Genomic DNA, 24,793 nt, shown 5'->3' on the forward strand with positions numbered 1-24,793 from the left:
CGGTTTACCCAAGCAACTCCGGTCTTATGATCCAATTGACCCGCCAACTCACATCATCCATGCGTTCCAAGCAGACGACGCTGCCTGGCTGGTAGGCAATGATCGGCTTGTCTTTATCCCCGAAAAGCAAATGCGAAACCAACTTCGCCATGAACGGCAGATGACCGACAACCATTATCCCTTTACCTCCGCCTTGCTTATGCAAATCAAACGCCTTGGGATCGTCATTTGGGTTAATACCGCCATTTGCTTCCAGCGTTAATCCCGGCGCAATCGCATTGGTCAAACGCTCAGCTGTTTGCATAGCGCGCAGCTTTCCGCTGTGGACCACCCTGTCTGGGCGAATACCGGCCTGTTTAAGAAAGGTGGCGAGCCGATCAATATCCTCCCTGCCCCGGTCAGTCAGGGGTCGATCGGGATCGACCTCTTTTTTACATGCCTCACCGTGCTGTACGAGATATAGTTTCATGTCACCCCCAAACTCATAAGCCTCGTGTGATTCGATCAACACCCGCCCATCCGATATTTCTTGTTGATTCTTTCAAAACCATCTCAGGTCAGCAACGCCACACTCTTGACCTGTGCATAGAGCTGCATCCCCTCACGAATCCCCATACCCATGGCGGAGCGGCGGGTGATGCGTGACAGCAGTGTCTGGCCATCCTCCAGTTCCAAGCGCACCAGCACCTGGGTGGGGCTGATGTCGCGGGTGTCGATGACCCGCACCGGCAGGATGTTGAGGATACTGGTGTCGGTATGGGCTCTGAGAGACAGGCTGACATCCCTGGCCTGGATCTGTACCCTGGCGTGGCGGCCCACCGGCAGATCCTCCCGGGGTACGGCAATCCTGTTGCCCTGCAAAGTTATCCAGGTCAGATGATAGCTGTGGTCGTGGGAAGTAACGTTGCCCACCAGCAGCGCGGAGGCGTCATCGTAGCCCGACAGGGGCATATCAAGCCGCGTCAACAGTGGCGCGGCCTCGCCCTGTGCGGTGACTCGCCCGCTATCCAACACCACCATATGGTCAGCGAGCCTGGCCACCTCATTGGGGTCGTGGGAGACATACAAGGAGGGGATGGCGAACTCATCGTGCAACCGCTCCAGATAGGGCATTATGGTTTGTTTGGCCGCATGATCGAGGGCGGAGAGCGGTTCATCCATGAGCAACAGTCGCGGGCTGGTGAGCAGGGCGCGGGCGATGGCGACCCGCTGGCGTTCACCGCCGGAGAGCCGGGCTGTAGACCGCGGCAAGAGTGTTGATATCCCGAACAGTTCCACCACATCATGAAAGGGTATCTGCCGCTGTGCTTCGGATACCCGGCGCATGCCATACTGCAGATTCTCCCGCACCGATAGATGCGGAAAGAGACTCGCCTCCTGGAATACATAACCGATGGGCCTCCGATGGACCGGCAGAAACCGGTTCTCATCCTGCCATGTCTCACCATTGACCCGCACCACGCCCTGGGTTGTGCGTTCGAGACCGGCCACGGCCCGCAACACACTGGTTTTGCCCGATCCCGAAGGACCGAACAGGGCTGTGACACCCTGTGCCGGCGCAGTGAAATCCACTTCCAGGTCGAAGCCACCCAAACAGTGCTTCAGATTGACCTCGATACCACTCACGGCTGATGACTCCGGGTAATACGTCCATTGACCAGGTAGAGGGTCATCAGTACAAGGAACGAGAAGGCGAGCATACCGGCAGCCAGCAGGTGGGCCTGGCCATACTCCAGGGTCTCAACCTGTTCGTAGATCGCCACCGACAACACCCTGGTCTCGCCGGGGATGCTCCCGCCAATCATCAGCACCACACCAAACTCGCCCACCGTGTGGGCAAAGGAGAGGACCGCGGCGGTAAGAAAGCCTGATCGCGCCAGCGGTATCACTACAGTCGCAAAACGGTCCCATGGGGAAGCGCGCAGGGTGGCGGCCACCTCTGCCGGACGCGGCCCAAGGGCCTCGAATGCATTCTGCAGCGGCTGTACCACGAAGGGCAGCGAATAGAGCACCGAGGCGAACACAAGCCCTTCGAAGGTAAAGGCCAGACTACCGATACCAAGTGCCTCCGTCAGGCGTCCTACAGGCCCATCTGGGGCGAGCATGATCAGCAGGTAGAATCCGAGCACGGTGGGCGGCAACACCAGCGGCAGTGCAACCACCGCCGAAAGGGCCTGTTTGTACCAGGCATGGGTGCGCGCCAGCCACCAGGCAATCGGGGTACCGACGATGAGCAGCACCAGGGTTGTGGTGCTGGCCAGTTTGAGAGTCAGCCAGACGGGTTGCCAGTCGAATGCCATGCTCAGCTCCGTAGTTGGTTTTGGCTTTGAATGTCAGTTAACGTAAAGCCGAAATTACTTGGATGCGTCGATAATACGCTGTTTTTGGCGGGATAGGCCCCATCCTACCTTGGTTTTTGTATCAGGAGATCGCCCCGCCCTTTCACTTGACCCCATAGCCATAGCGCTCGATCACTTCCCGCGCCACATCGCCCTTAAGGAACTCGAGGTATGCAATGGCCGCCGGATTGCCTTCACCCTTTTTCAACAGCACTGCCACCTGGTCAATGGGGGTATGATAGTCAATCGGGATCTGCCACAGTGTACCCTCTTCACCCTCCCAATCCTTGATCTGGGCCAAGGCGACAAAACCCAGCTCCGCGTTGCCGGTGGCGGTGAACTGGAAGGCCTGGGCTATCGATTCTCCCATCACGAGTTTGGGCGTGAGCGTTTCCAGTACTCCCAAACGCCGCATGACCTGTTCCGCCGCCATGCCGTAGGGAGCGATCTTGGGGTTAGCCAGTGAGAGATGATCAAAAGAGCCATTTTTAAGATAGTGCTCACCGTCAGTGAACAAACCCGGCCTCAAGCTCCACAACACCAGTTTGCCTCTAGCATAAACAAAACGGGTTGCGGGTACAGCCAACCCCTCGGCCTCCGCCTTGATCGGGTGCTGGCCGTCGGCCGCAAGGAAGATTTCGAAAGGGGCGCCATGCGCAATCTGTGAATAGAGCTTACCGGTTGAGCCATGGCTGATTCGGGCGGTGTGGCCGGTGGCCTTTTCAAACAATGGAGCAATCTCGCGGTTTGCGGCGATAAAGTTGGATGCTACGGCAATCTTCACCTCTTCGGCTTCCACCTGCGCATAGGGTAGTGCGAGCCAAATGTATACGGCAAGAAAGATGTAGTCGGTTTTTTTCATGAAGCTAATATCGAGCATGGATAACATCGTACAACTAAACGGCATAATACCAACAAGTGGGTTGTGTAAACCAGCCAACATATTCGAGATGCCCGCTATTAACGACCATTAACCAGTCAGCCCCATAGAATACAGGGTTAATAACATCATCTACAATCATATTGCCAATCAACCATGCCGTTACTGAGAGCCTGGATCAGCTGAAAAAATAAGTGGATGTCCATACGTATTACTACGACTTAAAATATTTCCCGGCAGTATTTATTATTTACGTCAATTGCTAAGCAAGTCGTTTTTAAGACGTACTGTCCTGATTGCCATTCCTTGAATTGCGCTTGTGCAATCAGAGGTTACTATCATGTGTGAGAATCCATATTATACCGCAGAACAACATGGTGATTTCGACCTCTTTGAACTGGAAGATTTTGTTCTTGAGCAAGGCGCCACGTTGCGCAATGCAAGCCTGGCCTACAAGACTTTTGGTCAACTCAATAAAGAAGCTGACAATGCAATCCTATTTCCGGTTATGTTTTCCGGCACCCATGCTGCTATGGCGACATATGTAGGTAGTGAATTGGCACTCAATCCCGAAAAATATTTTATTATAATACCCAACCAACTAGGAGGCGGCCTATCCACTTCACCGCATAACACACAAGGAGAATACGGTGGAGCATCCTTCCCAATGTTGAGTATTGGCGATGACGTACGCGCTCAGCACAAATTGCTAAACGAACACTTTGGCATTCGCACTCTGCAACTGGTGACTGGTTGGTCAATGGGGGCGCAACAAACCTATGAATGGGCTGTTCGGTACCCGAATATGGTCACACGAGCTCTACCTATTGCTGGAACAGCCAAGACGACTCCTCACTGCGGCTTATATGTGGATGTTTTCTGTGAAGCGTTGAATTCTGACCCAGCCTGGAAAAATGGTGCTTATAAAAACGCCAATGACGTAAGTGAAGGTTTATGCCGAATGGCTAGAGTATTCGCCATGATGGGTGCCAGTCATGAGTTGTTTAATGAAAAAAGCTGGTCGAATTTTGGTTTTTCCTCAACAGAAGACTTTCTAGCAGGATTTTGGGAGAACTGGTTCTTGCCAATGGACCCCAACAATCTGCTGTGTATGGCAAAAAAATGGCGTAGCGGCGATGTCAGCCAACATACAGGTGGAAATTTGGAATCTGCTTTGCACCGTATCAAGGCAAAAATGCTTGTTGTTGCTTTTAAACAGGACATGTTTATCACTGAAGCTGATTGTCGCCGTGAGCAGCAAATGATTGCTAATAGTGAATTTGTAAGCATTTCCTCACAATGGGGGCACTTTTCAATGTTAGGTATGTCGCGAGACGACTTCAAAATAATCAATTCTTGCCTGGAACGGTTACTGGCCGCTCCGGTTTAGGTAGATAGGCCAGCCACATATTTGTGGCTGGCATTTAGATTGTCATGTTGATTTAAAACTGTTCTTTGAGAGCAGATACTTGAAAGGCTGGTGTTACACATCAAGATGTGTAGCTATGGCCTGACAAACCACCTAGTTCACTATATTTTATTCGGAGGCACATAACATGGGTTCTGCAACCTTAATACCGGCCGGCAAGGTCTCTTTGGCGATTTTCCTCGCGACTGCTACCACATTGACTTCACTATTAAGCACAGCCGTGGCTGACGAAACCTGCCAGTCGCCCTACATGGCTAAGATTGTCGGCCAGGAAGATTTCGTTTATGTCTGGACACTTGGAGTCGAGGGTGTAGGTGATGGACAGGATAAACTGGTTACAGTCGATGTCAATCCAAAATCCAACCATTATGGCACAATTGTCAATACGCTTTCTGTTGGCGGCAGGAATGAGGCGCACCATTCCGGGTTTACTGACGACCGTCACTACTTGTGGGCTGGTGGCTTGGATACCAATAAGATTTTTATATTCGATGTTTACAGCGACCCAAGGAAACCACGTCTACACCATATCATCACTGACTTCGTCTCCAAGAGCGGCGGTGTTGTCGGACCTCATACCACTTATGCATTGCCTGGACGAATGATGGTAACCGGGCTTTCAAACAATAAAGATCACGGTGGCCGTACAGCACTGGTAGAGTACACTAACGACGGCCAATACATTTCGACACACTGGATGCCGACTGATGGAAATCTTCATGGCGCAACAAAAAGTGGCAAATATGCTGATGGTTACGGTTATGATATTCGAGCCCTTCCTCGTCGTAATGTGATGGTTTCATCTTCGTTTACCGGCTGGTCCAATTATATGATGGACTTTGGTAAAATGTTACAGGATAAAGAGGCTATGAAGCGCTTTGGCAACACAGTCGTTGTATGGGATCTGCATACCCGTAAACCTAAGAAGGTATTGGATGTTCCAGGCGCTCCACTGGAAGTCCGCTGTGCATGGCAACCAAATAACAACTGGTGCCTGACCACGACTGCCCTGACATCGAAGATATGGTTGATTTACGAGGATAAAGATGGCGAGTGGCACTCCAAAGCTGTTGCCGATATTGGCGATCCGTCCAAGGTACCCCTCCCGGTGGACATATCGATTGCCTCAGATGACTCTGGCTTATGGGTCAATACATTTATGGATGGAAAAACACGCTTCTTCGATCTGAGCGATCCGCACAAACCTAAGCAGGTGTATGAGAAAGCGATAGCATCACAGGTTAATATGGCATCCTCAAGCTGGGACGGCAAGCGTATCTACTATACCAGTTCCCTATTGGCCAATTGGGATAAGAAAGGCAATGACGATGAGCAGTACTTCAAGGCCTATCATTGGGATGGAAACAAGCTTACCGAGCAGTTCAAGATAGATTTCTATAAGGAGAAGCTTGGACGTGCCCATCAGATGCGTTTCGGTGCATATTCACTTTACGGTATGCAGAGGAACGACATGCTGAAAAGCGTTGACTTGGCGGCTACCAAGTAAATCCGGCTTTACTTTATTGCAAAGTAATCGCCACTTGAGCTTTATCAATTTATCAAGCTGAGGAGGGAGGCCATTTCAACTGATGGCCTCCCTTCGACGATACTGGTCACGAGCAGCCATCTTCGCTGGTGGCCATGATATTCATCTTACGGCGTTCACTGCAGCGCAAGAAGCAAGGATACCACACAGCCTCAGGCACCATCTGATATCCATGCAGTTCCACCAAGAGATGGTGCCGGTATCGACATATCGGATATATGGCACATATGTTCAATGCAACAGCGACAGTACGGTAGGAAAAGGTGTGGTTGATGTGGCACGTATCTAAGCCTGATACCGGTACGTTCTTACTACAGGATCCGGTTAAGCAGACAGTTGTCTAGTCTACAGATGTTGGCGGCTGCCTAGGAAATCGTGTACCGTACCAACAATCAGACCTCCCGCCATGAGAGTTTCTCTATTCGCAAAAGATCGCATATAAAGGCCAAGCAATCGTTGACTTCAATTTCCTTGCAAGTATAGATATCGAGAGTGAAAAAATGTCTTTCCCGCCAGGTATAGAAAGAGCATCCTGATTCAGCCCAGGCCTGGTAACCACCTATACCGTGATGCAACTTACTGACTGAATCGGGTGAAAAGATCAGAGTATCGGCGATTGGAGTCATGGCAAGGCAATCGCTCAAACCGCTAAGCACTTCACGTACCGTCTCTTCAGAAACAGCCGGAAGACTGTAGATACCTTCGATGATAATGCGCTGTCGTCGAATATCAGGACAAATAGCCAATGTGTCACCATGCGAACGAACTTGCGGTTGAAAATTCTGATTTGGCATTGAAATTGTAAACACGGGCGTTATTCTTAATCACTGTTCATGCTAGGGCCTGTCAACACTAATCCTGTCGGCCCTGTTACCCCTGAAAAAACGCCAATCAATACACACCCCAAGGGCACTTCCTTCGGGGCGCACCCCAAGGGCTGGTGCTATTGGATCAGTGTTATCAGGCCCTAGGACTACTCATGATTGTTTGGCGTAACAAATATACACGCTTCCTTCCCTGATCGACAATAATTCAGTCACAGTAGTCGCAAGTATATACATGTTTACATACCCTTGTAATGCGCTGTATCAGCGTGGTGGACGGATATCAAAACGTTTCATTTTTCGGTAGACGGTGTTGCGGCTGATATGCAGTTTAGAGGCAACCCGGGTGATGTTCCAATGAGCAGCCTCCAACTCCCGCAATATTGCATCACGCTCAGCGATATCCAATGAATTGGTTGGGCGGAATCGTTGCGTGGGCTCACCGCTGTACGAGACATTGACGATCTCATCCGGCAGGTCTTCCACTCGAATGCTTGTGTTGTCGCATAGACCAATCAGGATACGAAGAATATTGCGCAACTGACGGATATTGCCCGGCCAATAATAATCGTGAAGTGCTTGCAGCGCTTTATCCTCTATTATGATCCGCTCTCGATCGCCTATCTCCTGTTCTAAAAGATGTTTAATCAGGGCATCTCGGTCTTCGCGATCTCGCAACGGGGGCATCTTCAGGCTAATACCGTTGAGTCGATAATAGAGGTCTAACCGGAAACGGCCCTCGTCAACAAGCAACTGGAGATCCTTATGGGTCGCGCTGACCAGGCGAATGTCAACCTTTATCGGGACCTCGCCACCAAGTGGAATAACCTCTCTCTCCTCCAGAACTCTCAAAAGACGTGCCTGTAGGTGGAGAGGCATATCACCGATTTCATCAAGAAACAGCGTACCACCGTTTGCCTGCACAATCTTGCCTCGATACCCCTCTTTGTTTGCTCCTGTGAATGCGCCAGAGCGGTATCCGAAGAGTTCACTCTCAATCAGTGTTTCTGGCAATGAGGCGCAATTGACTGCAATCAGTGGCTTATCCGCCCGGCGGCTGGATTTATGTACAGCCTTGACAAATACATCCTTTCCGGTCCCCGTCTCTCCAAGTATGATAAAAGGGATATTCCGCTCAAGTAGTTTCTTGGCGCGTTCAATATTGCGACACATGCGAGTGTCACCGAACTCCAGGTCATCCAGTACCGGTTTCACCTCGTTACCTGAGGTTGACGTGGTAAATCTTTTACTTCGGCCATTCGGCCGGCGTTTGTCGGAACTGGGGGGTTGGAAACCGGCATAGAATCGGCGACCATGTATTATATCCTGCAGTGCAGTAGGGACTGTCGCCAAATCATGGGCATTGCTCAGAGCATTACTGATGTGGATGTCAAACAGCGCTTCAATCCGCTGACCAAGCAAACCCTTTATGTTGGCCATATCAAGTTGAAACAAAGCGCTACGGTTTGCAGCTTTTATACACCCGTCACCATCGAATGCCAGTACCCCCTCACCTAGGGTGGTGATGAACTCGGGACGGCTATGGAAGCGGAGGATATAGTTATCGCGCATGCAACAAAACAAGAGGCGGTTTTCGATCAGCTGGGCCGACATATTGACCAGCACCATGGTATGTTGCTGAGCCTGGTGTGAATGACTGGAAGCGTCCAGCACCGCGATCAGTTCACCTGTTGGATCCAGTATGGGCGCTGCAGAGCAGCTCAGATGGGTATTTTGCGAAAAGAAGTGCTCATTCTTGTGGATAATCAGTGGTCGCTTTTCAATCAGGCACGTGCCCATGCCATTTGTTCCTTGTGTCTGCTCGGCCCAAACGGCACCCAATTGTAACCCTGTTTTGCCAGCGATGTTTGTAAACATCGGATCGCTCACATAGTTGACAACCACCCCTTCGCTGTCCGTCAGTAGGATTGAGTGGCCTGAACCGGCAACCTGCTGATACAGGTTGGTCATTTCTGAAAACGCAATCGCTGAAAGGTGACTGTATCTTTCCTGCCTCTGCTTCAAGTCTTTATGGTCGACAACAACTGTTTCCGGTCGATACTCAGGATCCAGAATGTGGTCATTGATACAGCGTTCCCAGGAGCGGATGATCTGTTCATTGACCACATTCTCGACGGTTCTGCGATCGCGAACGGCGGCTTTCACAAATCCATAATGCGGCAAATTGGCGTTGTCACTATTCATCTAAATACCATTGACAGGTGATACCGGTCATACACTGAATACACCGACAATCGCGTGGAATGACCATCCAAACCACCTGCATTAATGCATGCCATTAGAAATTCCAGGTCAATGCAACCCCGGTGTGCCACGAATAGGTTTCAGCATTGGTGTGACCACCGCCAGGGAGACTGCCCGTACCGTAATCACGATCCTCTTTGAACTGCCACCCGACATGCGCGTCCAGATCGATAGGAGGCGCTAAAAAACCCTTATAGCCGAATCCCAAGGTGAGTCTATGCTTATAGATCACTTCCGCCTGTGTGGCCTGGATATACTGGGTTACCTGTTGATTTAGAGGAATTGGGCCGACATTGCTAAAAACTTGTGAAATTCCCCCTATAGGTCCGGTCGTACCGGTATCAGTGGGATCGTCACCATAACCGTAACCGATTCGATATTTCCAGCTACCTCGAGTTAATTGGGCGCCCAGGGAGACGACTGTTTGATCATCGTAAACATCCTGCCAGAATTTTGCGTCATCCCAGAATTTGTGGATGACATCAAATGCCAGCAAAAGATTTCCATGCATGAGACTGTTGTTCGCGATACCGAATCCTATATTAGAGGGTTGCTCAATATCCGGGCTTGCATAACTGTTGGCGCTGGTTTGTACCTGGTTGTCGAAGGTATGTTTGAGCTCTGTCTGATAGTAGGCTCCATACATCGTCGTGCCGGTATCGTATGTGGCTCCAAACGTACCTCTCAATCCAATATCATGAGTGGCAGCGGAGGTTGATGAAAGCCCAAGATCCAGTTCAGCGAAACTGATTGTTGCAGCGAACCCGAGTGAAATGCGATCAGTGACCTCGTAGCCAAGGCCGGCATTTACACCAAGAATGATAAATTCCGCTCCTGCACCCAGGCTCCCCGGATTGCCCCTGAATTCTGCGCCGATTCCGGACACTGCAGTCAAACCCAAACCCAGCGTTGCGGGAAAACCCAATCCTCGAAGGTCCTGGGTGATTGCCGTATTGGGTACGGCAAACACATCTGTACCTGAATTTTCGCTGAATGCAGTACCGGTAACACTGCCGTCATGGGTCAGATCAACTTCTGGCATGTAGAAAGTTGCACCGAAACTGAATTTTGTGCCTTTGAATTGTGTGAGTGTTGCGGGGTTGCCAAACACCGTTGAGCTTATATCCTGAGGGCGCGCCAGACTTGTGCCTGCCATACCTCCTGAAGCGGGAGACAAGGTATTGTGCAGATCGTATCCATGGGGTCCGGCAAAACAGTTTGCCGTGGAAATACAACCAATAGCCATTGTCAATACCGATATACCACGAGTCATGTGAATCACTTTATACATTTTTCTATCCCATAAGCTTGAGATGTTAATGGTTGGTTCAGGTCACATAGGCACTAGAGGCGAAGCTCTAACCATTGATCCCCGCAAAGCCATTAGCTTGTAGAACATGTGTTAATAGCTTTAATAAAGGACAACGAGATTGCTCAGAATCGATCAGCTTCCACAACCTGTCTCGATCAGCAGAACGGTTGGCGTCTGTTTCAATGATGATTTGATTTGAACGCATGGGCCCCGACTCGACAAGACTGAATAAATTGTTTACATCCAGATGCCTACGAGCAAAGAAATCATCCGGACAAATACCCATTTTCAATTTATCGGTTGAGTTATCCAATTGCTGATAGACTGTAAACATTGATAATGGCAATCCCATTGGGGCAGTAGACTTCTGCCACTCATGAATGGTTTGTTCGTAGCGTTCGGCGTTGTGAACATCTGTAGTCTGTGTATCGATAAGCCATTCTTCCCATAACGCCGCATTCATGCTGAATTCAATATTGGGCATGGACATGCTGTTTCGAGCTGCTTTTATTGCACCACCACACGTCGTTCGGGACATTGTTCTTACCTCCAGCAATAAATGTACTAATGCGTAATAGGTGTCATCCCTGAAACACTAGAGATGGCTTTTATATGCCACTCATTGGACAGCTACTCTAGTATTTCAAACAGCTTGGTGGTATACGCAGAACTACGTGTGTCAAATTGCAGAGAGGCTATTATGATATGGTGAGGATAGTATCGAATTACCGGCACACGGGTATGACATGCAAAGTAAAACGGTCATTCTTTCGTTACGATCGAGGCTAAAATAATATTACTTATTGATTAACTGGTTAATATCCAGAAAACACTAGGATTAGACGGGGGTTGTGAAATGACACACTATTTCATCGATATACACTTCACTAGATACCAAGTTGGTTTTTGGGGTGCGCATGGCTTTAAATGTATACACTACCCTACAGTAACTAATTATTCAGGTTGACAGGTGGACTAAAACTTGCAAATTATCAATCTAATAGGTCGTTTAAGTAATATTTATATAGTAAAATGACTAACCACCACTCACTAGGGCTGCTTACTCATGTATCCACGAGACCTGGAATCCATCCTTGAGCAGGTCCAGCGCGTTGCAAAGGGAGTTATTTCGGAAAACGCCTTAGATGTCGATCAGCAAGCTCGTTGGCCCGAGGAGGGGCTTCGTGCATTGCAGCAGGCGGGAATTGCCGGACTTACAGTACCAATTGAATACGGCGGTCTCGGTCATGGTTCTTTCGCTGTTGCGCAAGTATGTGAATTGCTAGGACAGGAATGTGCATCGACCGCCATGTGCTTTGGCATGCATTGCGTGGGATCAGCCGTGCTTTCAGCCAAAGCAACGAAAGATCAGCAAGAGCGGTTTCTGCATCCTATCGCTGCCGGAGAACACCTTACAACGCTATCATTAAGCGAAGCAGGAACCGGCTCTCATTTCTATATCCCAAACACGCGTCTCGATGCTATTTCACCGGAAATGTATCATGTTTCTGGCACCAAGACATTTGTAACCAACGGTCGGTATGCGGACTCTTATGTCATTTCTACGGTGGCTGCCGACCCGGATGGCCCATTGGGTGAATTTTCCTGCATCGTAGTACCGGCTGATGCCGAAGGTTTAAGCTGGGGCCCCCCCTGGTCCGGATTGGGCATGCGTGGCAACTCTTCCACCAGCCTGACCTTGGATAAGGTGGCTATTGCCAGGGACAACCTCCTAGGAGAAGAGGGAGATCAGATCTGGTATGTATTTCAAGTGGTGGCGCCGATATTTCTGATGGCGATGACTGGCACCTATCTGGGCATTGCGAGTGCCGCGCTTGAAGAGGCAAGAATCCATTTACTTCAACGACAATATACCGAGAGTGGAACCGGTCTTTCTCAGCTTGCAGTAGTCCAACACCGGCTCGGTTCATTATGGGGGATGCTGGAACGTACCCGTCGTCTGTGTTACCACGCAGCCGCCAGTTTTGATGCCGGTAACCCTGATGCTCTGCCCACCGTGTTTACCGCAAAGGCAGAAGTTGCGGACTGCGCTGTAAATATGGTTAATGAAGTAATGACCTTAATGGGGGGACTTGCCTATCGGGACGATTCACGGCTGCACCAACTTCTGCGCGATGCAAGGGCGGCACATGTAATGGCTCCCACCACGGACATGTTACGCACTTGGACCGGTAGAGTACTGCTCGGCCTTCCAATACTCGGTACCGGATCATGAGAAGCACAGGCACAGGAACTGCTTTTGGAGAGATACATAAGCCGGCAAAGGCCGGTGATTATCGGAATCAACAGACAGATCCTGCTAAGCCACCTTCCAGCGGACATTTTACGGCTGGTAAATCAAGAGGGACTGCAGTCCTTCTCAATGTCGACCCGACGATTTTCAGCTATATCCATCAACGATTGCACTCCACACTGGATTTGGAGGATTTACCTGGATTGGAACAATTGTACATCGGATTGGAACAAGGACGTGTGCGTATTGACGCTCTTATGCTCGGTGTAAGCCTTGAAGAGCCTGTACGTATAGCACAGCGCATTCACTCCTTAGGTGTCGATATCCCTGTGCTGATTCTGACAGAACCCGAGCATCATGATCATCTCAAACATGCGCTAAAATTCGCCCCATTTGTTGGTAATGATGTGCTGCTCTGCTCCATTGCCGATTATGAATCACTGCCTCGCATCTTGTCTGAGGCCGTAGAAAGGGTTCGCAAACGAAGACACTATAAGGGTTCTATGGAAGCAGCTCAGGTCCGTCTTGGAGCTATTTCTGGTCAAAGGCCCCAGATTACACACTATTATGAGCGGCTGCTTGATCGTGCACCGATTGGCGTTCTGAATATCAATATCAATGGGGCCATTCTCAATTTGAATCGTCATGCCTGTCAGGTTTTAGATATCAATGAACGTGATGCGCTTGGAACACCGCTTGCGGGTCTTTTCGAAGAGTGTGAACGAGACCGTCTGCAAGCTACAATCGCACGCTGTGTCGCACCACTTGGACGCAGGATGTCGGAAATATTTCAGATCGGCATAAACCCGGCACGATTTGTGGAATTGAATGCTTCCTCTCTTGTTGATCGTTCAGGTCAACTTGGTGCCACACTAATTCTTCAGGATGTATCTGATCGGATTCGTGCTGAAGAGGAACGAAATAAAGCGATTAATGAACTGCGTGCAAGCGAACATCGTTATAGGGAATTGGTGGAAACTATGAGTGAGGCGCTGGCACTAACGGATGCTCAGTATAATATCACATTCGTGAACCGCCGGTTCTGCGACCTGTTTGGATACTCCATTGAAGAGATAATCGGTCAGCCCCTGATCAGCCTGGTACATGAAAACACCAAGGAAAATATGCGGGAACGGATGGCTGCCAATCCAAATAACGGTCAGGACAGTTTTGAGACAGCCTGGCTATGCAAGGATGGGCGTGAGGTTTTTACATTAACTTCTCCGAAGTCCATTTTTGACGAGGATCAACAGTTTATTGGCTGTCTTGGCGTCTTCACAGACATCACGGAGCGAAAGGAGGTAGAACAAAGGGAAAAGCTGCATATGATCGAGCTGGCCCAGGCCTCAAGGGTTTCCACCATAGGTGAAATGAGCAGCCAAATTGCCCACGAACTTGCTCAACCCTTAACTGCGATCGGAGGGTTGAGTACCGCTTTACTGAAACTGCTCAATGCCGGTACCGCATCTCGGAATGAAGTGACAGACAGTCTGTCGGACATCCTGACGCAAGCGAATCGCGCTCGGGAAATAATCATGCGACTGCGTGAATTTGTGCGCAATGATGAACTTCAGCAAGTGACTATAAATCTCAACAACCTGGTCAACACCGTTATCCGGTTAGCGAATATAGATGCAAGATGGAATGCGATAAAAATCATATTGTTACTCGACGAATCGCTACCGATTGTCACAGGTGACGGTATATTAATCGAACAGGTGCTGCTCAATCTTGTCCGCAATGCTTGCGATGCCATGCAGGGAGCCAACAAGGTCAATAGGATACTCACCATAACCACTCGCCAAATAGACACAGACTCCATACAAGTCTCCGTGGATGATACGGGGCCAGGCTTGGATGAGGCAATACTCAATCAGGTATGCCAACCATTTTTTAGTACAAAAGAGGATGGTATGGGTATGGGACTTGCTATTGCACGATCTGTGGTGGAGGCTCACGGCGGCCAGATGTTTATTGCCAATACACCACAGGGAGGTGCAAGCTTCAGCTTTACTCTACCGGTTATCAACGATGAGTAGACAACAGACAGTTTATATAGTTGACGATGAAGAACCAGTACGCCGCGCATTGACCCTGCTGGCCAAAGCCGATGGTTTAAGATCTAAATCATTCTGTTCAGCGATAGACTTCCTGAGCGAACTCGACAAAGTCGACTCTGGCTGTTTATTGCTCGATGTCTGCATGCCGGAGATGACAGGCCCGGAACTCCAGCAAGAACTGAAGAAACGGAACTGTCCACTACCGGTTATTATCATCACAGGCCACGGGGATATCCCTGTAGCAGTCCGTGCAATGCAGGCTGGAGCGCAGGATTTCATAGAGAAACCATTTGACAGTGAAGATCTTATGGAACGCGTGCATAAGTGTCTGAGCAATGCGGCAAAAATTGATGAAAAAGATCAACTGAAATTGGAGGCAGGAAGACTGCTTTCCAAATTAACCCGAAGGGAATATCAAATTATGGAACTGCTTGTTGCAGGTCGGCGCAACAAAGAAATTGCCCGGGAATTATATATCAGCTTCAGGACGGTTGAACTTCACCGAGCAAAGATTATGGAAAAACTCGATGCAAAGTCCCTATCCGATATAGTACGCATCGCCATGCTTCACACTATGGGTTAAGCGCCAATTACCCAGGCTTTTATATTTGGTTATATGACGATCATCTGATATAGCGTGCCTACGTAAGATCACCCCATTCTTCTGAATACAATCATTTCAGTAATGCTTTTGAATGGAACGTACTGTATATACTCAGCGAATTATATTGTCTCCGGTCCGGTCTTTTCACGTGTTAATACGTATATACCCATACAGACCTCATATCTAACATCATATCTAACATCCAGTACCGGCCCTGTTAATTGCCACATACAGGTTTTGGACGCAAATAACATTTCATATTTTACTGGTTGACGTGATGACAATTCATCATAAATAACAGCCCAACTAATCATGAACTGGAGAAAGTTATGAGTGAAACCGAATCTAATCTATATGTACGACTGGGTGGTCAGGAAGGCATAGCAGCTATTGTCGAAGATATCTGGAGTAACCATGTCAGCAATCCAGCCATAAAACAGCGTTATGCACAAAGTGACCCGGAAAATGTTAAACGCCTGGTACGTGAGTTTTTCGGTGCCGGTATTGGCGGTCCGGAAACATATACTGGTCGTGACATGCTTACAGCACACAAAGGAATGAATATCAGTGACAAGGAGTTTGTTGCCGTTGTCGATGATGTGTTAAGCGCACTAGACAAAAACCGTGTTGGCCAGCGAGAGAGAGATGAAGTTTTGTGCATTCTCTATTCCATGAAAGGAGATATTGTCCATGTCTGATGGAAATCAGTGTATCCATTCCATTAATCGATAAATAAGTCAGGAGTAATCGCATGAATAACTTAAGCTGGGATGAGAAGACCTGTCAGCATGCAGGGAACTGCGTCAAAGGCTTACCGTCTGTTTTCAGAATAGAGAACGGCCAATTCGTTATTGATGAAAGTGCTGCAAGCCTTGAAGAAATCAAAAAGATTGTCGATAGCTGCCCTTCTGGTGCATTAAAGCTACAAGACTAAACCCTGTCATTCGATATATCACTATTCACACCAAACAAGGAGAAACCGAGATCATGTTAGGCGACCATTTAAAAACCAAGATGATATTGTTCGGCATAGCAAATGACCCCGATACATTAAAGTGCTTGATGACAGCAGGTGAAAAAGGTGTGGATATTGACAGCCGGGTTGTAGGAGAGACCGCATTATCAGCCGATTCCCAGGAGTTCCGCTCGATGTCACCATTCGGCACAACGCCATGCCTCAAAGATGTAGACTTTATTCTCTGCGGCACATCAACCATCATGTCTTACCTCAACGATAAAGGTTTCGGTCCATCACTGATACCGAGGAATGGTGTCGCACGTGCCCTGCACTACCAATGGTCTGAGATTGCCACAGAACATGTCGCGCCTCTTGTATCTAAACTGCTCACTAACGATGCTAACGAGTCTACCGATGCAGCTTTGGCCGCCTTATTTGACGCATTGGACAGGCAGGTACAGGATAAAAGATATCGCGGGGATTTTATCGTCGGAGAATTTACTCTAGCTGACCTTCACTGGGCACCATACATACACTGTTGCGAGCTAACCGGGAAAGGTGAACTAATCTCAGCACGTAGAGCCATGAAGAACTGGTGGGAAAAAGTAAAGGCACACAAGAGTACAAGCAAGGAGAATTATGTAGCTTATGACGTTCTGCCAACCATGGAAGAGATTAAGGCAAATCAACTTAGATCTGTCACAATCAATGTTTAGGATGACATTCTTATTGTTCTAGGGCCTGTTAACACTAATCCAATCGACTCTGCTGGAGCTGTTTTTTTACCCAGCAAGGCAGAATGAGCGAGGTTTAGCCGTGCTAAATGAGCGAATGATAACGCCGCTGGGTGGAAAAACAGCCCCAGCCCTTCGGGTTGTGCCTGAAAATGCGCCACTCGGCGTTGCTCGTCACTCATTTGGAATCACCAAACCTCACTCCTCGCGCCTTGATTGGCGCATTTTCAGACACAACAGAGCCGATTGGATTAGTGTTAACAGGCCCTAATACGATGACCAGGGATGGGATTACCTTCAACCGCTTATACACCAACAACTGCGAGGCACGATTATGTTCGGCCTTTTCGGAAAATCGAAAAAAGAGTTCCAGGCCATAATCAAGCCATCCGGCAAAACCCTTGAGGTAAAGGCAGGTGATAATCTGCTGAAGGCCGGACTGGCTGCCGGATTGCGATGGCCCCATGACTGTCGCGTAGGGAGTTGTGGAACTTGTAAATGTCGTTTGCTCGAGGGCAAAGTCAAGGAACTCTCTGATTTTGCATATGTTCTAGATGGCGATGACTTAAATAGAGGCATGATTTTAGCCTGCCAGGCACAACTCAAAAGCGACGTAGCGATCGAGGTCGAATTGAACCCAGGAGATGAGGATGGGGCTGGTGTAAGCACCACGACAGGCATATTGAGTGCAACCCGTATGCTTACACACGATATCATGGAATTGAAAATCACGATTGATCAGCCCCTGCGGGAAGAGGGTGGACATTATCTGGCAGGACAATATGCTGACATCAGTTTTCCTGGGATCAGCCATCCAAGATCCTACTCATTTGCGGCAGCGCCCGAAGATGACAGAAGAAACGAACTTACTTTTTTCGTTCGTAAAGTCCCCAATGGGGAGCTTACCGGGTGGTTGTTCGAGGGTGACCGAACGGGAAGTCCGGTTACTGTGAGTGGACCTTACGGATCGTTTTGGCTGCGGGAAGGTGATGGGCCAGTCGTTTGTATTGCCGGTGGTAGCGGAATGAGTTCGATCAAGGCTTTGCTTGAACATGCAGCCAACATGGGCTGCAACCGAGACATTATCTACCTTTTCGGAGCCCGAACACAGGCAGATCTGTATTGCCTGGACAAGATGAGCGCTCTCGAACAAGAATGGTATTCAGGAAATACTCTACGCTTTATTCCAGTCCTTTCAGATGAGCCGGACAACAGCAATTGGCAGGGATTGCGAGGTATGGTAACTGAACATATTCCTGATCAACTAAAAGACTGGTCATCCACACAGGCCTATCTTTGCGGTCCACCGCCAATGATTGACGCAGCCATCAAATCCCTTAGGCAGCAAGGTGTGGATCAAAACAACATTCATTTCGATAAGTTCCTTGATGCCAGCAGTATGCCCAATGGCCGCCAATAATATTATAGATCCATAGCGTTTTTTGTAGCTATATTATTTCTTCGAAATATTACTAACCCGGCAAACCAATGCATTGCCGGATTAGTAGCCGGCTATCAGACAAATTGTCCTTCCTCGCATACTTTATTCAACGCTCGAACAACAAAACACGTAGTGATACGTATAGGACAATTCCAGTTCTCTTATTAGATTTACCTACGCACCCGTAACAGAACCGGAGGAGCTCAAATGAATAAATTGATTATCAATTTAAGATATTTTCTTACACCAGCGCTTATCGTCACCTCATTAATAGGTATTGTTATCGGTGGTCCGTGGGTATGGCTTGGTGTGGCTATGTTCGTCGCCTCGATCATACTTGATTGGATCACCAGTATTTTACCAACACACGCGAACCCGGCTGGCACTGACAAGGATGGCGAACTAAATGGAATACCCTGGCTTCTGAATACGATGATGTACATGCAGTTCCCTGTATTCGTTGCCTTACAATTATCACTTGTATGGCGTGTTTATGAGTACACGACTGGTGTACCCATAGGTTCAACAGAAATACTGAGTGCGATGGAAATTGCCGGTGTCTCACTACCGGCAATCAGTATTCAGACAGGCATTACGGGTATTGAACTGATAGGTGCATCAATTTCTGCCGCCCTGTACATGGGACTGGGCATCATGTTTGGCCATGAGCTATCCCATACCAAGGGCTGGACATTCGTATTGTCACGCTGGATGATGGGGTTGAGCGGGATTGCACACTTCTGCTACGCGCATGTCTATAATCATCACCTTGAATTGGCACATGAAGATGACCCCGCCACCTGCCCTCGCGGTCGCAATATCTATAAACACTATCTTTTATCTCACTTTGGCCAATCGCGATTTCTGTATGTCATGGAGCAGCAACGGCTAAAGCGCCTGGGAAAGGTTTTTTTCTCGCCAGCCAATCGTTGGATCCGCGGTTATTTTATAAGCCTGCCAACAGTTTTTATGTTCTGGTTCGCAGGCGGTTGGGAGGGTCTTGGTATCATGGCTATCACATGGATAATTTCCGGCTTTGAACTCGAAGTGTTGAATTTTCTCGAGCATTACGGGCTTATTCGCGAGAAGGGCCAACCAATCGAGTATCGTCACTCATGGGATGTTGGTGAATCACCTTTCACTCAATTCGGTTTCATTGAAATCGGCCGCCAGGGCGATCACCACGACCGTGGAGAAACCCACTTCTGGGAACTCGAAGAGGTCGGTTCACCCGATACAGGATTGGGTTATTACGCCATGTTTTCACTCTTGCTGGTCCCGCCCGCATGGGAGAGCTTCATTAAACCTCACTTGGCAAAATGGGATGCTGAAATGGCCTCAGAGGGAGAGCGACGTATAGCTCAACGCCTGAATGCAAAGGCCGGTTGGCACGATATGGATCAAATATCGGCCCAGGCCAGTAGTGCCTGACCCCAAGGCTACAGGAGAGTCTGCCAGTCAACAGCATCCCTCCTGTACACCATCGATACTATTCGAGGAGACTGATATGGCAACCTATAAAGCACTATTCTTCGTACTGTTATTTACTGCCGCCAGCGGCTTTGGCCTGGTCAAGCTAGGTGTAGGAGAACACCACACCGATCCATTATGGGCGCTTGGCACCTCAATCTGTTTTATTTTGATCCTGCTATTCAATGTTTGGATGTTTTTTGCCATCGCGAAGGATGAGCCCTTCCGCTGGGAGTAATCACAACTTACCCATATGCCTGTTGTGAGATCTGAAGCGTAGGACGCTTAGATCTCCACGGGCTGAGGGGTCAAAACAGACAAATTAGAGGTATCGCTAATGAAATTATTCAGCAAGAAAAAAACAACCGGATCTACCGATATGCATCTTCGGGGCTATCCCGCAGATCCGAATACCAACAAATGCCTACTCATGGCTGCAGAAAAGGATATTAGACTGAACTGCGAGTTGTTGGATATCGAGGCTGGTGCATGTGAAAGCCCGGAATATCGTCGATTATCACCTTTTGGAAAGGCCCCCTGCCTCAAAGAAGGCGGGTATGTAGTCAGTGGAATTCAAGCAATATTGGCCTACATGGATGTGCGCGGCGAAGGTGGATCGCTCAATCCGAAAAAAGCAGCGATACTCGGTGAGCAAAACTACTGGGTTGATGTGGCCGAGAGATTCATTGATCCGAACGTAACCGTTCTTACTTCTAGGCTGAAAAACAATACCGAATCAGCGAATGAAAATGATGTGCAAAGCGCCAAAGCGGTAATCGGTGAGGCGATGGATACCCTCGATACCGTACTCTCGGATCGTCGACGATTCATTGCCGGTGACTACTCTTTTGCAGACATTCACTGGACGGCGGCAGTCCATCTCTGCGTATTAGCCGACCATCAGGATTTAATATCCGACCGACCCAATATCAAACAATGGTATGACAGGGTTAAGGGTCATACCAGTAAAGTCAGTAAAAAACAGACCTACAGCCATTTAGCGTCACTTGAGGAAATACGCGAAAAACGCCTCAAGTCTGTGGCCTGAGCAACCCTTAATCATGAGGACATTTATATGACAGATTTATTCGCTTTTGGCAGCGCAACACAACGCCTGGATGCAGAAGGTCGATATGGGACGGCGGGCGACCTGAAGAAGACACAGTACGTTATGCAGCTACTCGGCTTTCCCGGTGATGCCGATACTCTGAAAGCGCTTATAGTCGCGGCTGAAAAGGGTATTGAGATCGAGAGTGGCATCCTGGATATCACCCAAAATATCAATAAATCAGAGGATTATCTGAGTATCTCTCCACTGGGCATAATGCCTGCATTGAAGGAGGCTCACTACCAGGTTGCCGGTGATTTAGGCATTATCAGTTTCATTGAAGGTCGGGGCTTAGGGAACCGCCTGCCACCGAGAAATGCAGCGGTTTTGGCGGAACAGAACTATTGGATCGATATAGCTCGCAGCAATGTCGCCCCTCATGTAAATGCCATCATGGATGAAAAGGTGTTGAAAGCCATGAATGAAAAACCAATTCAAGCAGACACTGAAGTCATTGAAACGGCACGCCAAGCCCTTGCTTCACCACTGAATGCACTTGATTCACAGCTTGCCAACAAGGAATTTATCGTTGGCGATTATAGCTATGCCGACGTACACTGGACCGCATATGTGCATCTGTTGTGCGTAAGCGGTGAACAGTCACTCATCAGTCAGCGCAACAACCTCAGTCAATGGCTGGAGAGAATAAAGCGCCACAAGAGCTTTTCAGGCCAGAATATTGTAGCCTATGATCTCTTGCCGAGCCTGGAAGATATTCAAGCCAAGAACATTAACGATGTGGTTATCACTGACTTTTAGTATTCAGCTAACCAGGGCGGGGTATCAGAATGAACACAACCAACCAAGATCTTTTCAAAATCATGCAGGAAAAAAACCTGAGCTGTAAAGATGTCGCAACAGTGCTCGATGTTCCGCTTGAAACCGTCGAAGCTTGGACATGCTCATCGGAGAGAAACGGAAATCCTCTTCAGATGCCTGAGTTGGACCTGCGAATGTTGAAATACAGCTTGATGACGGAGAACACACGCTATCATCTGTTTTGATTCTACGGCTTGTTCATTGCAACCCCCTAGGCTGTAGAAATACAGCCTTTTTTTATCACCTCCTGTTCTATAGCAGCTTGCATACTGTGGGTGAAGGTGTGCGACAATATCGACAGCTTGCTTATCGAGGGACAGCATCAAACGCTGCAGGGCCTGTCGAAATACTGATGCCAGAGGAGGCTAACGGTCACTCGGCCGGGTAGGCGAGCTCCAACTGGCGATAGATTTCGTCGCTGAAATCCGCACTGTTCGCATCGAGCCTGGCCAGGATCTCCGCCAGGTGTTCGTTGTCTTCGCGTCCATTCCACATCTTGATATAGCTACCCTCCTTATAGCCATGATCCTGGCGGAAAAAATTGAGCACATTCTTACCCACGTAGGTCTTGAAGAGCTCGTCGAAACCCAGCTCGGCCGCCTGCATAACAGCCGCGAAATGGCTGATGTCAGCGGATTGTGTCTGAATGCTGGCCATCGCCAGCTGCTCGATGGAAGTCCTGAAATCAACCGCCTCAGAGGGTTCACCCAATCCCTTCATGGCCAGTTCCGCGGCCTCCTCGAGGGTGGTGTTATGCAGGATCAGGTCACTCAGGGCAAAGTGCCAGATATCGACGATCTCCAGGTGGACCTGTTGCATGTCGGGCTTCTGATGTTTCCACCACTTCCAGCCATAGTGGTCGAGCATTTCGGCACACTCGGTCCAGATTGCCCGGTACCAGGGATAGCCCGCATCCAGCCAGTCGCTGTTCACCTTGCGGTTCATGGCATCCTGCAGTTCAAGCATGGTTAGGATTTTCTGTTTCATATTGGTCTTCTTTTCGTTGAGCAAATCGTCAAGCAGGGTCACCACCGTCTCCACATAATCGGGGCAGCGGGTTTTAAACAGATCCAGTGCTTTTGCCTGCTGATACTCCTCCGCGATACTCAGATCCTTCTCCAGCAGCTGCTTGCACCGGCTGCTGCCGTGGCGTTCGATAAAACGTTCCTGCAGCTGTCGGGTCGCCACATAGGTCGCCTCCTTGGCATCAGGCTCCTCCCGTGTCTTGGGCCCCAACTCCAGACCCAGCACCAGCGCCGCGCCGGTGAGGGTACCACAAACATCCCCCATGCGGCCTACACCGCCGCCGAGACCGGAGGCGATACGCATCGCCAGACTCTCGTCGAGATCGTAACGATCGGCAAACGAGGTCAAGACCGCCTGGGAGCAGTTACAGCCATCACAGAAGCGCTCGACGGCAACCTTGGTCCTGTCAGCCACCTGACAGACCTGCTTTAGTGTTGATTGTTTGTCGGACATCATCTTGATCGCAATGGAAAGAGTGGTAACGCTGAACCAGTTCACACTCAAGGTCAAGTCCGGAGCTTCAATCACGCGAGGCATATCCAGCAATAATCTCAAGCTGGACGATGTATTGCTGTCTCTACGCTCAGTCAGGCAGAAGCAGCGTGCTGCCCCTGGTCATACGTGACTCGAGAGCCTGGTGAGCCCTCGCCGCCTCCCTGAGTGGATACTCCTGGGCAATCTCCAGCTTGATCTCTCCCCCCAGGATCGCATCGAACAGCGCGCCTGAGCTCTGCAACAGCTGCTCCCTGGTCCTGGTGTAGTCGAAGAGCGTGGGGCGGGTCAGGTAGAGGGAACCCTTGGCGCTCAGCTGGGTGATATCGAAGGACGGCACCTTTCCGGATGCCTGACCGAAAGAGACCAGGGTTCCGCGGGGCGCCAACACAGAGAGGGATGCCTGGAAGGTATCCTTTCCCACCGAGTCGTAGACCACCGGGACACCGTCGCCGTCAGTAATTGCCCGGACCCGGTCCACGATATCCTCGCTGCGGTAGTTGATGATGTGGTGGCAACCAAGATTACGCACCACTTCCGCTTTCTTCTCACTGCCGACGGTAGCGATGACTTCAGCACCGAGTGCCAGCGCCCATTGGCAGAGTAGTTGCCCCACGCCGCCCGCAGCCGCATGGACGAGTATGGTCTCTCCCGCCTGCACCGGGTAAGTTCGCCGAATCAGGTACTCAGCCGTCATGCCCTTGAGCATCATCGCCGCAGCCTGCCTCTCACCGATACCTTCAGGCAGTTTGATCAATCGCTCAGCGGGAAAATTCCGAGACTCCGCATAGGCACCCAAGGGACCGCCCGCATAGGCTACCCGATCACCCGGCGCAAACTCCGTAACACCCTCCCCTACCGACTCCACGGTGCCCGCCGCCTCGAGTCCTGGAATAAAGGGAAGCTTCCCTGCGGGGTAGAGACCGGTGCGATGATAGACATCGATGAAGTTGAGCCCGACGGCGCTATGTTTTATGCGCACTTCACCAGAAGCGGGTTTGGCGAGTTGAACCTCCTGCCATTGCAAGGTATCGCTACCGCCATATTCATAGACCATTAATGCATGGTTCATTGGAATCCCCTTTTTGATGGATACACTCCGCGAGCCTCAAAAGCCCCAACTGGATCGCAAATACAACTGTATATTAAGCACTCATAAGGATTAGTCATGTCAGTAAAACAGTGCCCCTTCAAATCCAGCCAATCGATCAGATAACGCATATAACCTGTGA

25 protein-coding genes are annotated in these 24,793 nt (G+C 49.5%); 14 read left to right on the forward strand and 11 right to left on the reverse strand.

Annotation, left to right across the window (positions count from 1 at the left end; all coding sequences use genetic code 11):
- Positions 1-4: 4 nt before the first annotated feature.
- The 4 genes from sixA to modA form a co-directional block, all read right to left on the reverse strand.
- Positions 5-469 (reverse strand): phosphohistidine phosphatase SixA, encoded by a 465-nt coding sequence (sixA, locus tag AB8516_RS07130; protein WP_369159398.1) that lies wholly within the window; start codon positions 467-469, stop codon positions 5-7.
- A gap of 83 nt (positions 470-552) precedes the next feature.
- A complete protein-coding gene (gene modC / locus AB8516_RS07135) occupies positions 553-1,626 on the reverse strand; it encodes a molybdenum ABC transporter ATP-binding protein (RefSeq protein ID WP_369159400.1) in 1,074 nt (357 codons plus the stop codon).
- Positions 1,623-2,300, reverse strand: coding sequence for a molybdate ABC transporter permease subunit (gene modB, locus AB8516_RS07140; protein WP_108295382.1), 678 nt, complete (start codon positions 2,298-2,300; stop codon positions 1,623-1,625). Before modB ends, modC begins: the two co-directional genes overlap by 4 nt.
- Positions 2,301-2,442: 142 nt before the next feature.
- Positions 2,443-3,201, reverse strand: coding sequence for a molybdate ABC transporter substrate-binding protein (gene modA, locus AB8516_RS07145; RefSeq protein ID WP_108295396.1), 759 nt, complete (start codon positions 3,199-3,201; stop codon positions 2,443-2,445).
- Positions 3,202-3,559: 358 nt separating this feature from the next.
- Here modA and AB8516_RS07150 point away from each other — a divergent pair, with 358 nt between their 5' ends.
- Together AB8516_RS07150 and AB8516_RS07155 are read left to right on the forward strand one after the other, a co-directional pair.
- Entirely contained in the window at positions 3,560-4,609 is a 1,050-nt protein-coding gene (locus AB8516_RS07150; protein ID WP_108295383.1) for an alpha/beta fold hydrolase, read from the forward strand.
- A gap of 166 nt (positions 4,610-4,775) precedes the next feature.
- Complete coding sequence (locus tag AB8516_RS07155) at positions 4,776-6,155, forward strand: selenium-binding protein SBP56-related protein (protein WP_108295384.1); 1,380 nt, start codon at positions 4,776-4,778, stop codon at positions 6,153-6,155.
- A gap of 431 nt (positions 6,156-6,586) precedes the next feature.
- Here AB8516_RS07155 and AB8516_RS07160 read toward each other — a convergent pair whose 3' ends face one another.
- From AB8516_RS07160 to AB8516_RS07175, 4 genes are all read right to left on the reverse strand, one after another.
- Positions 6,587-6,940: an S-adenosylmethionine decarboxylase gene (locus AB8516_RS07160; RefSeq protein WP_369159404.1), complete on the reverse strand. Its 354-nt coding sequence runs from the start codon at positions 6,938-6,940 to the stop codon at positions 6,587-6,589.
- A 342-nt stretch (positions 6,941-7,282) separates the two neighbouring features.
- Positions 7,283-9,223 (reverse strand): sigma-54-dependent Fis family transcriptional regulator, encoded by a 1,941-nt coding sequence (locus AB8516_RS07165; RefSeq protein ID WP_108295386.1) that lies wholly within the window; start codon positions 9,221-9,223, stop codon positions 7,283-7,285.
- Between the two features lie 94 nt (positions 9,224-9,317).
- A complete protein-coding gene (locus AB8516_RS07170) occupies positions 9,318-10,574 on the reverse strand; it encodes an OmpP1/FadL family transporter (RefSeq protein WP_108295387.1) in 1,257 nt (418 codons plus the stop codon).
- A gap of 67 nt (positions 10,575-10,641) precedes the next feature.
- Complete coding sequence (locus tag AB8516_RS07175) at positions 10,642-11,133, reverse strand: hypothetical protein (protein ID WP_108295388.1); 492 nt, start codon at positions 11,131-11,133, stop codon at positions 10,642-10,644.
- Positions 11,134-11,661: 528 nt separating this feature from the next.
- On the opposite strand from AB8516_RS07175, the gene AB8516_RS07180 reads away from it, so the two are divergent.
- The 6 genes from AB8516_RS07180 (at position 11,662) to AB8516_RS07205 (ending at position 17,187) form a co-directional block, all read left to right on the forward strand.
- Positions 11,662-12,831 (forward strand): acyl-CoA dehydrogenase family protein, encoded by a 1,170-nt coding sequence (locus AB8516_RS07180; protein WP_108295389.1) that lies wholly within the window; start codon positions 11,662-11,664, stop codon positions 12,829-12,831.
- Entirely contained in the window at positions 12,828-14,888 is a 2,061-nt protein-coding gene (locus AB8516_RS07185) for a PAS domain S-box protein (protein ID WP_108295390.1), read from the forward strand. The genes AB8516_RS07180 and AB8516_RS07185 overlap by 4 nt, the downstream gene beginning before the upstream one ends.
- The gene (locus tag AB8516_RS07190; RefSeq protein ID WP_108295391.1) at positions 14,881-15,492 is read left to right on the forward strand and encodes a response regulator transcription factor; all 612 of its coding nucleotides are present in this window, start codon (positions 14,881-14,883) and stop codon (positions 15,490-15,492) included. The genes AB8516_RS07185 and AB8516_RS07190 overlap by 8 nt, the downstream gene beginning before the upstream one ends.
- A 350-nt stretch (positions 15,493-15,842) precedes the next feature.
- Positions 15,843-16,211, forward strand: a complete 369-nt coding sequence (locus AB8516_RS07195; RefSeq protein ID WP_108295392.1) for a group 1 truncated hemoglobin — start codon at positions 15,843-15,845, stop codon at positions 16,209-16,211.
- A 53-nt stretch (positions 16,212-16,264) separates the two neighbouring features.
- Positions 16,265-16,447 carry a (4Fe-4S)-binding protein gene (locus tag AB8516_RS07200; protein ID WP_108295393.1) on the forward strand — a complete coding sequence of 61 codons (183 nt, stop codon included), beginning with the start codon at positions 16,265-16,267 and terminating at the stop codon, positions 16,445-16,447.
- 53 nt (positions 16,448-16,500) lie between these two features.
- On the forward strand, positions 16,501-17,187 hold the full coding sequence (locus tag AB8516_RS07205) for a glutathione S-transferase family protein (protein WP_108295394.1): 687 nt from the start codon (positions 16,501-16,503) through the stop codon (positions 17,185-17,187).
- Here AB8516_RS07205 and AB8516_RS07210 read toward each other — a convergent pair.
- Positions 17,184-17,387 (reverse strand): hypothetical protein, encoded by a 204-nt coding sequence (locus AB8516_RS07210; protein ID WP_108295395.1) that lies wholly within the window; start codon positions 17,385-17,387, stop codon positions 17,184-17,186. The two genes, AB8516_RS07205 and AB8516_RS07210, sit on opposite strands and share 4 nt — an antisense overlap.
- A 152-nt stretch (positions 17,388-17,539) precedes the next feature.
- On the opposite strand from AB8516_RS07210, the gene AB8516_RS07215 reads away from it, so the two are divergent.
- The 6 genes from AB8516_RS07215 (at position 17,540) to AB8516_RS07240 (ending at position 22,228) form a co-directional block, all read left to right on the forward strand.
- Complete coding sequence (locus tag AB8516_RS07215) at positions 17,540-18,625, forward strand: 2Fe-2S iron-sulfur cluster binding domain-containing protein (RefSeq protein WP_108295243.1); 1,086 nt, start codon at positions 17,540-17,542, stop codon at positions 18,623-18,625.
- Positions 18,626-18,853: 228 nt separating this feature from the next.
- A complete protein-coding gene (locus AB8516_RS07220; RefSeq protein WP_369159410.1) occupies positions 18,854-20,077 on the forward strand; it encodes a fatty acid desaturase in 1,224 nt (407 codons plus the stop codon).
- Positions 20,078-20,153: 76 nt separating this feature from the next.
- Positions 20,154-20,354 (forward strand): hypothetical protein, encoded by a 201-nt coding sequence (locus tag AB8516_RS07225; protein ID WP_108295242.1) that lies wholly within the window; start codon positions 20,154-20,156, stop codon positions 20,352-20,354.
- A gap of 141 nt (positions 20,355-20,495) precedes the next feature.
- On the forward strand, positions 20,496-21,164 hold the full coding sequence (locus AB8516_RS07230; protein ID WP_369163240.1) for a glutathione S-transferase family protein: 669 nt from the start codon (positions 20,496-20,498) through the stop codon (positions 21,162-21,164).
- A 27-nt stretch (positions 21,165-21,191) separates the two neighbouring features.
- Positions 21,192-21,983 carry a glutathione S-transferase family protein gene (locus AB8516_RS07235; protein ID WP_108295240.1) on the forward strand — a complete coding sequence of 264 codons (792 nt, stop codon included), beginning with the start codon at positions 21,192-21,194 and terminating at the stop codon, positions 21,981-21,983.
- Positions 21,984-22,012: 29 nt separating this feature from the next.
- On the forward strand, positions 22,013-22,228 hold the full coding sequence (locus AB8516_RS07240) for a hypothetical protein (protein WP_108295239.1): 216 nt from the start codon (positions 22,013-22,015) through the stop codon (positions 22,226-22,228).
- A 187-nt stretch (positions 22,229-22,415) separates the two neighbouring features.
- On the opposite strand, the gene AB8516_RS07245 is transcribed toward AB8516_RS07240, so the two are convergent.
- Positions 22,416-23,597 carry a C-GCAxxG-C-C family (seleno)protein gene (locus tag AB8516_RS07245; protein WP_369159413.1) on the reverse strand — a complete coding sequence of 394 codons (1,182 nt, stop codon included), beginning with the start codon at positions 23,595-23,597 and terminating at the stop codon, positions 22,416-22,418.
- A 55-nt stretch (positions 23,598-23,652) separates the two neighbouring features.
- Positions 23,653-24,633 carry a quinone oxidoreductase gene (locus AB8516_RS07250; protein ID WP_369159415.1) on the reverse strand — a complete coding sequence of 327 codons (981 nt, stop codon included), beginning with the start codon at positions 24,631-24,633 and terminating at the stop codon, positions 23,653-23,655.
- Between the last annotated feature and the right edge of the window lie 160 nt (positions 24,634-24,793).

Source organism: Candidatus Thiodiazotropha sp. LNASS1, from assembly GCF_964212655.1.
Lineage (GTDB): Bacteria > Pseudomonadota > Gammaproteobacteria > Chromatiales > Chromatiaceae > Thiodiazotropha.